At 67.5% G+C, this 14,621-nt stretch carries 13 protein-coding genes; 4 read left to right on the top strand and 9 right to left on the bottom strand.

Features of this window, described 5'->3' with window-relative positions:
• Nucleotides 1-22: 22 nt before the first annotated feature.
• The 4 genes from G6N53_RS14130 to G6N53_RS14115 form a co-directional block, all read right to left on the bottom strand.
• The gene (locus tag G6N53_RS14130; RefSeq protein ID WP_163889276.1) at nt 23-700 is read right to left on the bottom strand and encodes an enoyl-CoA hydratase; all 678 of its coding nucleotides are present in this window, start codon (nt 698-700) and stop codon (nt 23-25) included.
• Entirely contained in the window at nt 697-1,494 is a 798-nt protein-coding gene (locus tag G6N53_RS14125; RefSeq protein ID WP_237166743.1) for an NUDIX hydrolase, read from the bottom strand. Before G6N53_RS14125 ends, G6N53_RS14130 begins: the two co-directional genes overlap by 4 nt.
• 92 nt (nt 1,495-1,586) lie before the next feature.
• A complete protein-coding gene (locus tag G6N53_RS14120) occupies nt 1,587-2,441 on the bottom strand; it encodes an ABC transporter ATP-binding protein (RefSeq protein WP_163889274.1) in 855 nt (284 codons plus the stop codon).
• A gap of 53 nt (nt 2,442-2,494) precedes the next feature.
• Nucleotides 2,495-2,680, bottom strand: coding sequence for a hypothetical protein (locus G6N53_RS14115; RefSeq protein WP_163886476.1), 186 nt, complete (start codon nt 2,678-2,680; stop codon nt 2,495-2,497).
• Between the two features lie 62 nt (nt 2,681-2,742).
• Between G6N53_RS14115 and yczR the strand changes: the two genes are divergently transcribed.
• On the top strand, nt 2,743-4,185 hold the full coding sequence (yczR, locus tag G6N53_RS14110) for a MocR-like transcription factor YczR (protein ID WP_163889272.1): 1,443 nt from the start codon (nt 2,743-2,745) through the stop codon (nt 4,183-4,185).
• Between the two features lie 99 nt (nt 4,186-4,284).
• On the opposite strand, the gene serB is transcribed toward yczR, so the two are convergent.
• Both serB and ctaD read right to left on the bottom strand, forming a co-directional pair.
• Nucleotides 4,285-5,547 carry a phosphoserine phosphatase SerB gene (gene serB, locus G6N53_RS14105; RefSeq protein ID WP_237166519.1) on the bottom strand — a complete coding sequence of 421 codons (1,263 nt, stop codon included), beginning with the start codon at nt 5,545-5,547 and terminating at the stop codon, nt 4,285-4,287.
• 25 nt (nt 5,548-5,572) lie between these two features.
• Complete coding sequence (gene ctaD, locus G6N53_RS14100) at nt 5,573-7,318, bottom strand: aa3-type cytochrome oxidase subunit I (RefSeq protein ID WP_163889268.1); 1,746 nt, start codon at nt 7,316-7,318, stop codon at nt 5,573-5,575.
• Nucleotides 7,319-7,521: 203 nt separating this feature from the next.
• Here ctaD and G6N53_RS14095 point away from each other — a divergent pair, with 203 nt between their 5' ends.
• Both G6N53_RS14095 and G6N53_RS14090 read left to right on the top strand, forming a co-directional pair.
• Nucleotides 7,522-8,661, top strand: a complete 1,140-nt coding sequence (locus tag G6N53_RS14095) for an iron-siderophore ABC transporter substrate-binding protein (RefSeq protein ID WP_163889266.1) — start codon at nt 7,522-7,524, stop codon at nt 8,659-8,661.
• 158 nt (nt 8,662-8,819) lie between these two features.
• Nucleotides 8,820-9,866 carry an NAD(P)-dependent alcohol dehydrogenase gene (locus tag G6N53_RS14090; RefSeq protein WP_163889264.1) on the top strand — a complete coding sequence of 349 codons (1,047 nt, stop codon included), beginning with the start codon at nt 8,820-8,822 and terminating at the stop codon, nt 9,864-9,866.
• A 7-nt stretch (nt 9,867-9,873) separates the two neighbouring features.
• On the opposite strand, the gene nrdF is transcribed toward G6N53_RS14090, so the two are convergent.
• The 3 genes from nrdF to G6N53_RS14075 form a co-directional block, all read right to left on the bottom strand.
• Nucleotides 9,874-10,836, bottom strand: a complete 963-nt coding sequence (nrdF, locus tag G6N53_RS14085) for a class 1b ribonucleoside-diphosphate reductase subunit beta (RefSeq protein WP_163895873.1) — start codon at nt 10,834-10,836, stop codon at nt 9,874-9,876.
• Nucleotides 10,837-10,908: 72 nt separating this feature from the next.
• The gene (locus tag G6N53_RS14080) at nt 10,909-12,483 is read right to left on the bottom strand and encodes a flavin-containing monooxygenase (protein WP_163889262.1); all 1,575 of its coding nucleotides are present in this window, start codon (nt 12,481-12,483) and stop codon (nt 10,909-10,911) included.
• Nucleotides 12,484-12,529: 46 nt separating this feature from the next.
• Nucleotides 12,530-13,270, bottom strand: coding sequence for a TetR/AcrR family transcriptional regulator (locus tag G6N53_RS14075; RefSeq protein WP_163889259.1), 741 nt, complete (start codon nt 13,268-13,270; stop codon nt 12,530-12,532).
• A 152-nt stretch (nt 13,271-13,422) separates the two neighbouring features.
• Between G6N53_RS14075 and G6N53_RS14070 the strand changes: the two genes are divergently transcribed.
• The gene (locus tag G6N53_RS14070) at nt 13,423-14,607 is read left to right on the top strand and encodes an NAD(P)/FAD-dependent oxidoreductase (RefSeq protein ID WP_163889258.1); all 1,185 of its coding nucleotides are present in this window, start codon (nt 13,423-13,425) and stop codon (nt 14,605-14,607) included.
• The last annotated feature ends 14 nt before the right edge of the window (nt 14,608-14,621 follow it).

Below are 14,621 nucleotides of genomic sequence, written 5' to 3'. Positions count from 1 at the left end.
GGCAGCCTAACGTGCGGATCTGCTACCCGAACGACGCCTTCGCCGCCCTCAAGGCCGCCGGCGTATAGTCCAGAAACCGGCCGGCCCACGTGGCGGCAGCGTCGTACACCCCGTCCGGTGCCACCATCTGGTCGATCAATCCCAGCTCCAGCGCCTCGCGCGCGTCCACGAAACGTCCGCTGAACACCATGTCCTTGGCTTTGCTGTCCCCGACCGCGCCGGCCAGCCGGCCGGCGCCGCTCCCGGCGGGCACCAACCCCGCCAGGATCTCCGTCGCCCCGAACTTCACGTTGTCACCGCTGACCCGCCAGTCCGCCGCCAGCGCCAGCGTCAGGCCGGCGCCGAGCGCGTACCCGGTGATGGCGGCGACGGTGGGTTTGGGTACCGCGGCGAGCGCGTCGACCGCCTGCTGGCATACCCGCGCCGCCTCGTCGGCCTCGGCGGCGTCCAAGGTCTGCAGCTCGGGCATGTCAGCGCCGGCCGAGAAGATCTCGTGACCGCCGAACACGATGACCGCGCACACGTCGTCGAGCCGGCCGACCTCCTCGGCCGCCTCCGCGAGCTCGCGACAGACCTGGCGGGTCAGCGCATTGGTGGGCGGGCGGGACAGCAGCAGCGTCGCGATCCGCGCCGGTTGCGGGCCCCGGGCGATGGCGCGCCCGTCATGCTCGGAGAGCACCACGCTGACGAACTCGGTCACGCGAGCGGCGCCCCGTCGGTGTAACCCTGAGGAGCGCGCCGGTTGCGCGCGTCGTTGTAGCGGTCACTGTTGAAGAACTCGATCTCCCAGTTGCCGCCCTTCGCGGCAGAGAGATGGGGCTCGACGGCCACGATCTGACGCTCCACGGCGAGCACCTCGGCCACCGACCGCCCGTGCAGGGCGTCGAGCTGGGTCCACGTCGGCGGCAGCAGGAAGCTGCGTCCGTCGGCGAAGTCGTCGAGCGCGGCCTGCGGGGTGACCCAGTCGGCCTTGTCGGTCTCAGTGTTGTCGCCGTCGGCACGCTGTCCCTGCGGGATCGCCCCGACGAAGAAGTACGTGTCGTAGCGGCGGGTGCGTTCCTCTTTCGGGGTCACCCAGTTGGCCCAGGGGCGCAACAGGTCCGCCCGCAGCATCAGCTTCTCGGAACGCAGGAACTCACCGAACGACAGACTCTTGTTCTCCATTGCCGCGCGCTGCTCGCGGTACACCGACGCGTCGTCGACGAGCAGGTCCGGGTCGTCGGCGGCGCCGGCGAACAGCACGCCGCACTCCTCGAACGTCTCCCGCGCCGCGGCGCACACCAGCGCTTCGGCGAGCTCGACGTCTATCCCGAACCGGTCGGCCCACCACTGCCGGCCGGGCCCGTGCCAGGCGACGTCGGCGTTGCGGTCGCGGTCGTCGACACCGCCGCCGGGGAACACCATCACCCCGGCGACAAAATCCATCGCGGAGTGCCGGCGCATCAGGAACACTTCGAGTCCCTGCTCGTGCTGGGGCTGGTCGCGGATGAGCATCACCGTCGCGGCGGGCCGCGCAGGCAGTGGCGCGGCGGGCCGCGCAGGCAGTGGCGCGGCGGGCCGCGCAGGCAGTGGCGCCGATGAGTCCGTCATTTCCGCCTCCTGTGTGCCGCGCGGCTTCGTGCACGACGCGCGAAGTAGCGCCCGTCGATGACGTCGAGCGCGATGGACTGCCCGAACGCAGTGGAGAGGTTCTCGGCGGTCAGCACGTCGGGCAGCAGACCCGAGTCCACCACCCCGCCTTCAGCGAGGATCAGGCCGTGGGAGAACCCCTGCGGGATCTCCTCTACGTGATGGGTGACCAACACCATCGCCGGGGAGTCGGCGTCGACGGCCAGGTCACCGAGCCGGGCGACGAGTTCCTCCCGGCCGCCGAGGTCGAGTCCGGCCGCGGGCTCGTCGAGCAGTAGCAGTTCCGGGTCGGTCATCAGTGACCGCGCGATCAGGACGCGCTTGCGCTCGCCCTCGGACAGGGTGCCGTAGCTGCGCTCGGCGAGGTGCTCGGCGCCGACGCTTTCCAGCATGTCGATCGCCTGGTGGTAGTCGATGTCGTCGTACTGCTCGCGCCACCGGCCGAGCACCGCGTAACCCGCAGAGACCACCAGGTCCCGCACCACCTCGTCGTCGGGCACCCGCTGGGACAGTGCCGAACTGCTCAGGCCGACGCGCGCGCGCAGTTCGGCCATGTCGACCCGGCCCAGCCGCTCCCCGAGCACGTAGGCGGTGCCCGAGGACGGATGTTCCATCGCCGCGGCGATCCGCAACAGCGAGGTCTTGCCCGCACCGTTGGGCCCGATGACCACCCATCGCTCGTCGAGTTCGACCGACCAGGTGACCGGACCGACGAGGGTCCGTCCGCCCCGGCGCAGCGTGACCTCGGCGAAGTCGATCAGCAGGTCGGGGTCGGCGGCGGCTTCCTCTTCGTCAGACCTGTCGACTGGCACCCGACCATCGTAGTCAGGCGGCTTCGGCGTCAGCGGTTCCGCTCACCCAGGCGTCAGGCGTGATCCGGGAACCGGGCCCGCATGGCGTCGAGGTCGTTGAGCTCGCGGCGACGATCGGCGGTCACATCCCAGCGATCCCACGACTCGACACCACCCGACGGGCGCATCGCGGCGAAAGCCAGCCTGCGCTTCAGTTCCACCAGCCGAGCCACCCAGATCGATAACCAGTTCTTCGTCATACGGGTAGTCTTCTGGGCTACTGGCTTGCCAACAATATCCACTTCGCCAATACTGGCCTCAAATGACTGCGGTGATGGCGGCACGAGCGCTCAATGTGGACCTCTTGGTGCGCGAGCTGGGGAACTGGCGCACCTCCACTCGCAGCGGACCTGCCTATCACGGTCTGGCAGACGCGATCCGGCTGTTGATCGTCGACGGCAGACTCCCGGTGGGGGCACGGCTGCCCAGCGAGCGGGTGCTGGCCGAGGCGCTGCGCGTCTCACGGACCACGGTGACCGCCGCCTACACCCAGCTGCGCGAGGACGGGTACCTCAACGCGCGCCGCGGCGCGCGCAGCACCACCGCGCTGCCCGTCACGTCCGCGATCGCCGCGCCCATCTCGGCGCCGACCCTCAGCCTCGCCGGCGCAGCCCTCTCGGCGCCGGCGTCAGCGGTGATGGCGGCCTTCGCCGAAGCGGCCGATGACGTGGCGCCCTACCTGCAGGGCATGGGCCACGAACTCGTCGGTACCATCGCCCTCCGTCAGGCCATCGCCGAAAGATATTGCGAGCGTGGCCTTCCGACCGAACCCGACGAGATCATGGTCACCACGGGCGCCCTGCACGCCATCGGGTTGATCCTCACGGCATACCTGCAGCCCGGCGACCGTGTCCTCGTCGAGCAACCCACGTATCACGGTGCGCTGTCGGCGATCACCACCGCCGGCGCTCGTCCGGTGCCCGTCTCGATGACCGAACACGGCTGGGATCTCGAGGCGCTGGAGGCCGCTGTGCATCAGCTGGCCCCCAACCTGGCGTACCTGATCCCCGACAACCAGAACCCGACCGGGCACACACTACCCGCCGAAGATCGAAAGCGGCTGGCGCACATCATCACCGAGACCCGGACCCGGACCATCATCGACGAGACCATCACTGACATCTGGCTCGACGAACCGGCTCCCCCGCCGTTGGCCACCGAACTGAGGAGCCGACACGATCTGGTGCTCACGGTCGGGTCGATGTCCAAGTCCTTCTGGGGTGGGCTTCGGATCGGCTGGATCCGCGCCGAGCGCAACACCATCGCCACGCTGGTCGCGCTGCGCCCCTCCGTCGACATGGGCACCCCGATCCTCGAACAACTCGCGGCGGCAAAGCTTCTCGCGCAGCGCGACGATCTGTTGCCGGAGCGCCGGGAGATCCTGCGGACCCGCAGGGCGTACCTGCGGTCCTTGCTGCAGCAGCATCTGCCGGACTGGCAGCCGGGCCCCGGCGCCGGGGGGATGTCACTGTGGGTGCGACTTCCCGCGCCCGTGAGCACCGCCCTGTCGGCCGCCGCGTCGCGGATCGGCCTCGAGCTGCCTGCCGGACCGCGCTTCGGCGTCGACGGGACACTGGAACGCTTCGTGCGCGTCCCGTACGCATTGCCCGAGGCTCAGCTCACCGAGGCAGTGGCGCTGCTCGCCCGGGCATGGCACAACGTGACGGGCTCCGCCGCACCGGAACCCACCACCGTGGTGGTCTGAGCCCGCTCGTCGCCGGAACGGTATTCCAGCAGCGAAAATCCGAGAAGTGGCCTGCCGGAATACAGTTCCGGCGGAAGGTGACCCGAGTGGAAGGTGACCCTAGTCGGGGATGTCGACCCGGCGCACGACGCCGTCCATGGCGTCGGCCGCCTCGATCTCGCCGCGGGTGACGCCCAGGACGAACAGCACCGTGTCGAGGTACGGATGGCTCAGGGAGGCATCGGCGACCTCGCGCAGCGCCGGCTTCGCGTTGAACGCCACCCCCAGGCCCGCCGCCGACAGCATGTCGATGTCGTTGGCGCCGTCACCGACGGCCACCGTCTGCTCCATCGGCACGCCGGCCTGCTGAGCGAAATCGCGCAGCGCCTTGGCCTTTCCGGGCCGATCGACGATGTTGCCGACCACCCGGCCGGTCAGCTTCCCGTCGACGATCTCCAGTTCGTTGGCGGCCACGAAGTCCATCATCAGCTCATGCGCGAGGGGCTCGATCACCTGGCGGAACCCGCCGGACACGATGCCGCAGTGGTAACCCAGCCGTCGCAGCGTGCGCAGCGTGGTGCGGGCTCCCGGCGTCAGTTCGATCTGGTCGGCCACTTCGTCGAGCACCTCGGCCGGCAGGCCCTCCAGCGTGGCGACCCGGCGGTGCAGCGACTCGGCGAAATCGATGTCGCCACGCATGGCCGCCGCGGTCACCTCGGCCACCGCGGCCTCGGCACCGGCGTGCGCGGCGAGCATCTCGATGACCTCACCCTGGATCAGCGTGGAGTCGACATCGAAGACGATCAACCGCTTGGCGCGCCGCGACAGGCTGTAGTCCTCGATCGCGATGTCGACGCGTTCCTCGACGGCCACCTGGGCCAGCACCGTCTGCAGTTGGCGGTACACCCCGGATGGCACCGACACCCTCAGCTCCAGGCCCGTCACGGGGTAATCCGACACCCCGCGGATGAAATCGATGTTCACCCCCAGAGACGCAGCCTCTCTGGCCACCACGCCGAACGCCGAGGCACTGATAGGTCGCCCCAGCACCACGATGGTGTGCGTGGAGGGCTCCGTCATCACCACGATGGCGTCACTGCGCTCGATGGTGACCTCGAGGCCGACACCGTGGATCGCCGACTCCACCTCGGCCGGCAGCTCAGGGCCGCCTGTCACCTCGGCAGGGCCGCCCACGAGCACCCCCAACGTCAACCGGCCGCGGATGACGACCTGTTCGACGTTGAGCAGATCTACCCGGTGCCGGGACAGCACCTCGAACAGCGCTGACGTGACACCCGGCTGATCGCGGCCGGTCACGGTGATCAGGAGCGACGAGCGCGTGCGCGCCGAGCCGAGGGAATCGGCCGCCTCTGATGCGTTCACCCCCGAGTGCCGCCCACGCGCTCCGTCAGGTGCGGACCTTCTCGTCATCGAGCCTGGTGACATCGCCGTCGTCGGGTCCGTGCGCACGACCCACATGGGCCTCGCGGCGCATCCGCTCGACCATGTGCGGATAGTGCAGTTCGAACGCCGGACGCTCGGAGCGGATCCGCGGCAGCTCGGTGAAGTTGTGCCGCGGCGGCGGGCAACTGGTGGCCCACTCCAGCGAGTTGCCGTAACCCCACGGATCGTCGACGGTCACCACCTCGCCGTAGCGCCAGCTCTTGAAGATGTTCCACAGGAACGGCAGCGTCGAGGCGCCGAGGATGAACGCGCCGACCGTCGAGATGATGTTCAGCGTGGTGAACCCGTCGCTGGGCAGGTAGTCCGCGTACCGGCGGGGCATGCCTTCGTCACCGAGCCAGTGCTGCACCAGGAACGTGGTGTGGAAGCCGATGAACGTCAGCCAGAAGTGCAGCTTGCCCAGCCGTTCGTCGAGCAACCGCCCCGTCATCTTCGGGAACCAGAAGTAGATCCCCGCGTAGGTGGCGAACACGATCGTGCCGAACAGCACGTAGTGGAAGTGCGCGATCACGAAGTAGCTGTCGGTGACGTGGAAGTCCAGCGGCGGGCTGGCCAGCAGCACGCCGGACAGGCCGCCGAGCAGGAACGTCACGATGAACCCGACGCTGAACAGCATCGGTGTCTCGAACGTCAACTGCCCCTTCCACATCGTCCCTATCCAGTTGAAGAACTTGATGCCCGTCGGGACCGCGATCAGGAACGTCATGAAGCTGAAGAAGGGAAGCAGCACCGCGCCGGTCGCGTACATGTGGTGTGCCCACACCGCCACCGACAACGCCGCGATACCCAGCGTCGCGTAGATCAGCGTGGTGTAGCCGAAGATCGGTTTTCGGCTGAACACCGGGAAGATCTCGCTGACGATGCCGAAGAACGGCAGCGCGATGATGTACACCTCGGGGTGACCGAAGAACCAGAACAGGTGCTGCCACAGCAGCACACCGCCGTTGGCCGGGTCGTAGACGTGTGCGCCCAGGTGCCGGTCGGCGGCCAGGCCGAACAGCGCCGCGGTCAGCAGCGGGAACGCGAGAAGCACCAGGATCGACGTCACCAGGATGTTCCAGGTGAAGATCGGCATCCGGAACATCGTCATGCCGGGGGCACGCATGCACACCACGGTGGTGATCATGTTCACGCCGCCGAGGATGGTGCCCAAACCACCGACGGCCAGGCCCATGATCCACAGGTCACCGCCTGCGCCGGGTGAGTGGATCGCGTCGGTCAGCGGCGAGTACGCCGTCCAGCCGAAGTCGGCCGCACCGCCCGGGGTGATGAAGCCTGCGGTGGCGATCAGCGCACCGAACAGGAACAGCCAGAACGAGAACGCGTTCAACCGCGGGAACGCCACGTCGGGCGCGCCGATCTGCAGCGGCAGCACCAGGTTGGCGAACCCGAACACGATCGGTGTCGCGTAGAACAGCAGCATCACCGTGCCGTGCATGGTGAACAGCTGGTTGTACTGCTCGTTGGACAGGAACTGCAGACCCGGCACCGCCAGCTCGGTGCGGATGAACAGCGCCATCAGCCCGCCGATGAGGAAGAACGCAAAGCAGGCGACGCAGTACATGATGCCGATCAACTTGTGATCGGTGGTGGTGATCAGCTTGTAGATCAGGTTGCCCTTGGGACCGAGCCGCTCCGGGAAGGGTCGCCGGGCCTCGAGTTCTCCGATTGGGGGCGCTTCGGCTACCAACAGGTCCTCCAACGTTTTCGCAAGCCACCGGGCAGGGTCCCGGGCTGTCCCGACGATCAATTCGACGGTTCGCCGACGGGTGTTCGTTATGAATCTTAGCCCCCGAATCCGTCCGCGGTCGGGGAGGTCCTACAAACGGTCGTATTCGATTTCGGGTCGCCGCCTGAACAGCCCCGAACTGCCGGAATGTTACCGTCGGCGACGTGCTGTTCAGGCGAGTACCGGGGGGCCGCAGAGGCTGCCGGCCGGCGCGGTCCGCGGGGCTGGGCGCCCTCGTCGCCACCCTCGTTCTCAGCGGTTGCGGAGCAGGCGACACACCGGCGCCGGGTAACGGCGAAGGCTCGATCGTCACCAGCACGACCCGGATCGCCGGTGCGGGAGTTCTCGGCAACGACCGACGACCCGACGAGTCGTGCGCGCCCGAGCCGGCCGCGCTCGACGACGGGCCGCCGGAGCGTGAGGTGGGTAATGCGGTCGGGCATGCGGTGACGCCGCCGTTGCCGGAGACGACGCTGGTGCCCGCCGACCCGCAGCGCATCGTCGTGCTCGCCGGGGATCAGCTCGACGCGCTGTGCGCGTTGGGGCTGCAGTCCCGCATCGTCGCCGCCGCCCTCCCCGACGGGTCGGACCAGCAACCGTCGTACCTGGGCAGCGTGATCCACGACCTTCCCGGCGTCGGGAGCCGCGGCAAGCCCGACATCGCCGCCGTCGAGGCGGCGCAACCGGACCTGATCCTGGGGTCGGTGGCCCGAACCCCCGAGGATTTCCCGGAGCTCTCGGAGATCGCGCCGACGGTGTTCACCGGACCCCCAGGTGCGGCGTGGAAGGACAACCTGCGCACGGTCGGCGCCGCCACCGGCCGCGGCGGGGCGGCCGACACGTTGATCGAGGACTTCGACCGCGCCGCACAGAAGACCGCGACCGACAACGACGCCACTCATTTCCAGGCCTCGGTGGTGCAGTTCACCGACTCCACGATGCGCGTCTACGGCGCCGACAACTTCCCGGGCAGTGTGCTCGCCGACGTCGGCGTCGACCGCCCCGCCGCGCAACGGTTCACCGACAAGCCGTTCGTCGAGGTGGGCATCTCCGAGGCCGATCTGGCGGACTCTGCAGACCTGTCCATCGCCGAGGGAGACATCGTGTACATCTCCTTCGCCTCGGCCGAGGCGAAGGAGCGCGCCACCGAGGTGATGAACGGTGATGCGTGGCGGCGGTTGTCCGCCCACCGCGACAACCGGGTGTTCGCGGTGAACAATGAGGTCTGGCAGACGGGCGGGGGCATCGTCGCCGCGCGCGGCGTCCTCGCCGATCTGCGGTGGGTCAACGCCCCGATCAACTGAGACGGCCCAGCCCCCGGTCGGATGTCACAAGCTCGATCGGGACTAAATACCGCCCACTCGCTCGTTGAGAAACCCTGAAGCCGCATCGTCGCGGCAGCATGCCCGCAGGTGTTGCAGACGCGACCCGCGCAATCCCCCGAAGCACAAAGGACGTGATGATGAGCACTGTTTCCGCCTATGCGGCCACCTCGGCTGTCGACCCGCTGACCAGGACCACCATCACCCGCCGCGACGTCGGCCCGCACGATGTGGCCTTCGACATCCACTTCGCCGGGATCTGCCATTCCGACATCCACACCGTGCGCGCGGAGTGGGGCAAGGTGAAGTATCCGCTGGTACCCGGCCATGAGATCGCGGGCATCGTCACCGAGGTCGGATCAGAGGTGTCGAAGTTCACCGTCGGCGACCGTGTCGGTGTCGGATGTTTCGTCGACTCGTGCCGGGAGTGCGATTACTGCCGCGCCGGTGAAGAGCAGTACTGCAACAACCCCGGGATGGTCGGCACCTACAACGGCGTGGGCCGCGACGGGCAGCCCACGCAGGGCGGGTACAGCGGCGCGATCGTGGTCGACGAGAACTACGTGCTCCGGGTCCCGGACGCCATCTCATTGGCGGATGCGGCTCCGCTGTTGTGCGCGGGCATCACCACCTATTCGCCGCTGCGGCACTGGAACGCCGGGCCGGGCACCCGGGTCGCGGTCATCGGCCTCGGCGGTCTCGGGCACCTGGCGGTGAAGCTGGCGGTGGCACTCGGAGCCGACGTCACGGTGCTCAGCCAGTCGCTGAAGAAGATGGAGGACGGTCTGCGGTTGGGCGCCTCGGAGTACCACGCCACCAGCGACCGGGACACGTTCAAGAAGCTGCGTGGCAGCTTCGACCTGATCCTCAACACCGTCTCGGCCAACCTCGACCTCGGCGCCTACCTCGGGTTGCTCAAACTGGACGGCACCCTGGTCGAGCTGGGAATGCCCGAGCACCCGATGGAGGTGCCGGCGCCCGCGCTGATCTTCGGCCGCCGCCGGCTCTCGGGTTCGTTGATCGGCGGTATCGCCGAGACCCAGGAGATGCTGGACTTCTGCGCCGAACACGGCGTCACCCCGGAAATCGAGGTCATCGAGCCCGAGTACATCAACGAGGCCTACGAGCGCGTGGTCGCCAGCGACGTCCGCTACCGGTTCGTCATCGACACCCAGTCACTTCGGTAGGGGGCGGCTAGAAGTCCCAGTCCTCGTCTTCGGTGTTGACGGCCTTGCCGATGACGTAGCTCGACCCCGAGCCGGAGAAGAAGTCGTGATTCTCGTCGGCGTTGGGGCTCAGCGCCGACAGGATCGCCGGGTTCACGTCGGTCTCGTCGCGCGGGAAGAGCGCCTCGTATCCCAGGTTCATCAACGCCTTGTTGGCGTTGTAGCGCAGGAACTTCTTGACGTCCTCGGTCAGCCCCACCCCGTCGTAGAGATCCTGGGTGTATTCGACCTCGTTGTCGTAGAGCTCGAAGAGCAGCTCGTAGGTGTAGTCCTTGAGCTCGGCCTTGCGCGCCTCGTCCTCGAGCGCCAGACCCTTCTGGAACTTGTAGCCGATGTAGTAGCCGTGCACGGCCTCGTCGCGGATGATCAGCCGGATCATGTCGGCGGTGTTGGTCAGCTTGGCCCGGCTGCTCCAGTACATCGGCAGGTAGAAACCCGAGTAGAACAGGAAGCTCTCCAGCAGCGTCGAGGCCACCTTGCGCTTGAGCGGATCGTCGCCCTTGTAGAAGTTCATCACGATCTCGGCCTTGCGCTGCAGGTTCGGGTTCTCCTCCGACCAGCGGAACGCCTCGTCGATCTCCACCGTGGAGCACAGCGTGGAGAAGATGTTGCTGTAGCTCTTGGCGTGCACCGACTCCATGAACGCGATGTTGGTGTAGACGGCTTCCTCGTGCGGGGTCAGCGCGTCGGGGATGAGGCTGACGGCGCCGACGGTCCCCTGGATGGTGTCCAGCAGCGTCAAGCCGGTGAACACCCGCATCGTGAGCTGCTTCTCGTGGGCGTTGAGCGTTCCCCAGGACGGGATGTCGTTGGAGACGGGCACCTTCTCGGGCAACCAGAAGTTGCCGGTCAGCCGCTCCCACACCTCGGCGTCCTTGTCATCCTGCAGGCGGTTCCAGTTGATCGCGGAGACGCGGTCGATCAGCTTCATTCCCTCGGACACCAGGACCCCATTTCGCCGGATTTGCAGTGGCTGTACCTGTTCTACAAGCCGACCCCGACACTACAACTTGTTGGGGCTCAAAAGCTGTGACGCCGCAACATCTTGTGTTGGCGTGTCGCGGCTTCGCCGAAGAAATGTGTACTCCGAGGCCTTGAACCGGCGCGTCGCCAGCCAGTACTGCCACGTCATGCCGCTCCACAGGGTGCGGTTCACGCCGTGCTCGTCGAGGTACCAGCTCTGGCAGCCGCCGGTGCTCCAGACCGTACCGCGCAACTCGTCCTGGAGTTCGGCGTTGTAGCGATCCTGCGCCGACCGTGTCGGCGCGAGCGCGCGGGCGCCTGCCCGGTCCACCGCGGCGATGGCCTGGGCGGCGTAGCGGATCTGCGACTCGATCATGAACACCACCGAGTTGTGCCCCAGCGCGGTGTTCGGGCCGAGCAGGAAGAACAAATTGGGCATGTCGGCGACGGTGATGCCACGCAGCGCCGCGATGCCTTCGGCGTTCCAGCGGTCGACGAGGTCCTCCCCACCGGGGCCTTTGATGTCGACATAGGTGTAGGAGTCGGTGACGTGGAACCCGGTGGCGAACACCACGACGTCGACCGCGCGCTCCACGCCGTCGGCGGTGACGATGCCCGTCGGGGTCAGCCGCGCGATGCGGTCGGTGATCACCTCGGCCCTCGGGTCGGCGATGCCGCGGTAGTAGGTGTCGGAGTTGAGGATCCGTTTGCAGCCGGCCCGGTAGTCGGGGGTGAGCTTGCGGCGCAACTCGCGATCCTTGATCGAACGCCGGATGTTCCACTTGCCGAGCATCTCGCCGATCTTGAGCAGCCGGGGCTGCCTGGTCATCGCGAAGCCGACCGTTTCGTGCACCCAGTAGATGCCCGCCCGCATCGCGGCCCGGGTACCCGGCACGTTGGCGAACACCCGGCGCATCCCCTCGGGGATCGGGTTGTTCGGCCTGGGCATCACCCACGCCGGCGTGCGCTGGTAGAGCTGCAGCGACGTAACGTCCTTGACGATCTCGGGCACGATCTGGATGGCGCTGGCGCCGGTCCCGATGACGGCCACCCGCTTGCCCGCGATGTCGACCGAATGATCCCACTGCGCGGAGTGGAAGGCCGATTTGCCGGCGGCCAGGAAATCGTCGAGGCCCTCGAACTCCGGGATCAGCGGGATGTGCAGGCCCCCGGCCCCTGAGATCAGGAACTGTGCGATGAACTCACGACCGTCGGTGGTGAACACGTGCCAGACGAGTTCGTCGTCGTCCCACTGGGCGCGGTCGACGTGGGCGCCGAAGTGGATGTAGCGACGCAGCCCGTACTTGTCGGTGACGCCGAGCAGGTAGTCCTGGATCTCGGGCTGGAAGGACCACATGTGGGTCCAGTCGGCCTTCGGTTCGAACGAGAACGAGTACATGTGCGCCGGGATGTCACAGGCACACCCCGGATAGGTGTTGTCACGCCAGGTGCCGCCGATCTCGTCGGCCTTCTCCAGGATCGCGAACTCCACACCCCGACGCTGCAGTTCGATGCCCATCCCCAGACCGGAGAACCCCGAGCCGATGATCAAGGCGCGGGTGCGCACCGGGGCACGGTCGACCGAGACGTTCTCGACGTGTTCACTGACGCTCATGGACCCGACTGTACCTGGGAACGCTGGTACCGGTTAAGTCGATGCGTCAGGCGACCTGCTCGCGGCGCTGCACACCTTCGTGCAAGGGTACGTCCGGGTCGATGCGGATGCCGAGCACCTCACAGGTGCCGTTGATGGAGCCCATCATGATGGTGGTCAGGTACTCGACGAACTTCTCCGGCGGCAGCCGCCGCGGGGTGTCCCCCGCCGAACCCAGCCACCAGTCGGTGGCCGATGCCGCCGCCCCGAAGGTGGCGAACCCGGCCATCTCGAAGGCCGCACCGTCGAGTTCCATCTCCCTAAGCTCGTTGCTGAACATGTCGGCCATCGCCAGGGTGATCTCGCGACCCTCGTTCAGCGCGCGAATCGTCGACTCGCTCTGCTCGGTGAAGCGACCCAGCATCAGGAAGCGCACCACGTTGGGGTGTTCGTCGACCAGCCGCACGTACTGCTCGACTGCGCGGTGGATCACCGCGCGGGCGGGGTCTTTCGCGATGTCGATGGCCGGGAAGATCGCGGCCCACAACATGTCCCTCATCCGCTGGCCGATGGCCTGGAACAGGTCGGACTTGTCGGTGAAGTGCCGGTAAATCTTCGGCTTGGCGGTGCCGGCCTCCTCGGCGATCTCCCGCAGGGACACCTCCGGCCCCAGCCGGTCGATCGCCCGGAAGGCGGCGTCGACGATCTCGGACCGCACCTTCTTGCGGTGCTCACGCCAGCGCTCACTACGGGCGTCGACCTTGACACCCGATTCTTCGGAGGAGCGCGCCCTCGACCCTCGTCGCACGCGACCACTGTACCCGGATCGACGTCGCTGACCTGCTCAGACCCTCGCGGGCTGCGAATGATTACCGAACTATTAGGGAATCTTCCCGGCGAGATGGCTGACACCGACTTGGGTACTATCGCTGCGACAAGCCGATCGACGAGACGAGATTCATGACGCAGCGATACGACCTGGTCATCGCCGGTGGAGGGCCTTCGGGTTCGGCCGCCGCGTGGCAGGCCGCGCAGACCGGCGCGAAAGTCGTGGTCCTGGACAAGGCGCAGTTCCCCCGCGACAAGCCCTGTGGGGACGGTCTGACCGCCCGTGCGGTGAGCTACCTGCAGAAGATGGGCCTGGCCGACGAGGTGGCCACCTTCCACCGGGTGAACCGGGTGACGGTGTTCAGCCCGAGCGAATGGGAGCTGTCGTTCCCGAAGCGCCCGGGCATGCCCGACCACGGCCACACCGTCAGCCGCACCCACCTGGACACGGTGTTGCTCAAGCACGCCGAGTCGGCTGGTGCCGAGGTACGCCAGGGCGCCGAGGTCACCGGACCGGAGCTGGACGCCGGCGGCCGGGTGGTCGGTGTGACGCTCAAGGGTGGCGAGAAGGTCTACGGCGACGCGGTGATCGCCGCCGACGGCGCCTACTCCCCGATCAAACGCGCGCTGAAAATCGACTCGGAGTACAAGGGCTACCAGGCGATCGCGATCCGCTCGGAGATGCACGCCAACCGGCCGGACTCCGACTCGCTCGACATCTACCTGAAGTTGGTGTTCGAGGGCGATCAGCTGCCCGGGTACGGCTGGGTGTTCCCGATGGGCGACGGCATCTTCAACATCGGCCTCGGCTACGTCAACAGCTACAAGAACTGGCAGTCGATCAACGCCACCCAATTCCTCGGCGATTTCCTGCGCACCCTCCCGCGCGACTGGGAGCTGCCGCCGATCGAGGAACTCAAGAAGAACAAGAGCGTGCGCGCCTGGCGGCTACCGATGGGGTTCACCGCGTGGCCGCCGTGGCGGCCGGGTGTGCTGTTCACCGGTGACTCGCTGGGCGCAGGCAAGCCGGCCTCCGGCGCCGGCATCTCGAAGGCGCTCGAGTCAGGGCTGGCCGCCGGAGAGTGTGCGATCGCCGCGCTGCAGAACGGCGGGCCCGACGACTTCACCAACTACGCGCAGCGGATGGAAGCGGCGTGGGGCCGGGAGTACAAGCGCGGCCGCTACATGCACAAGCTGATCGGGCAGCCGAAGCTGGCAAATGCCGGTGTCAAGCTGATCGACAACGCGGCATTCCGGGACCGGATGCTCAAGGCGCTGTACAAGAAGGCACAGGGCCCGCAACACAAGGTGAAGTAGGCCGGCACCCACCC

The sequence above is a fragment of the Mycolicibacterium hippocampi genome, from assembly GCF_010723735.1.
Taxonomy (GTDB): Bacteria; Actinomycetota; Actinomycetes; order Mycobacteriales; family Mycobacteriaceae; genus Mycobacterium; species Mycobacterium hippocampi.
This window is presented reverse-complemented; position numbering and strand designations above follow the sequence as displayed.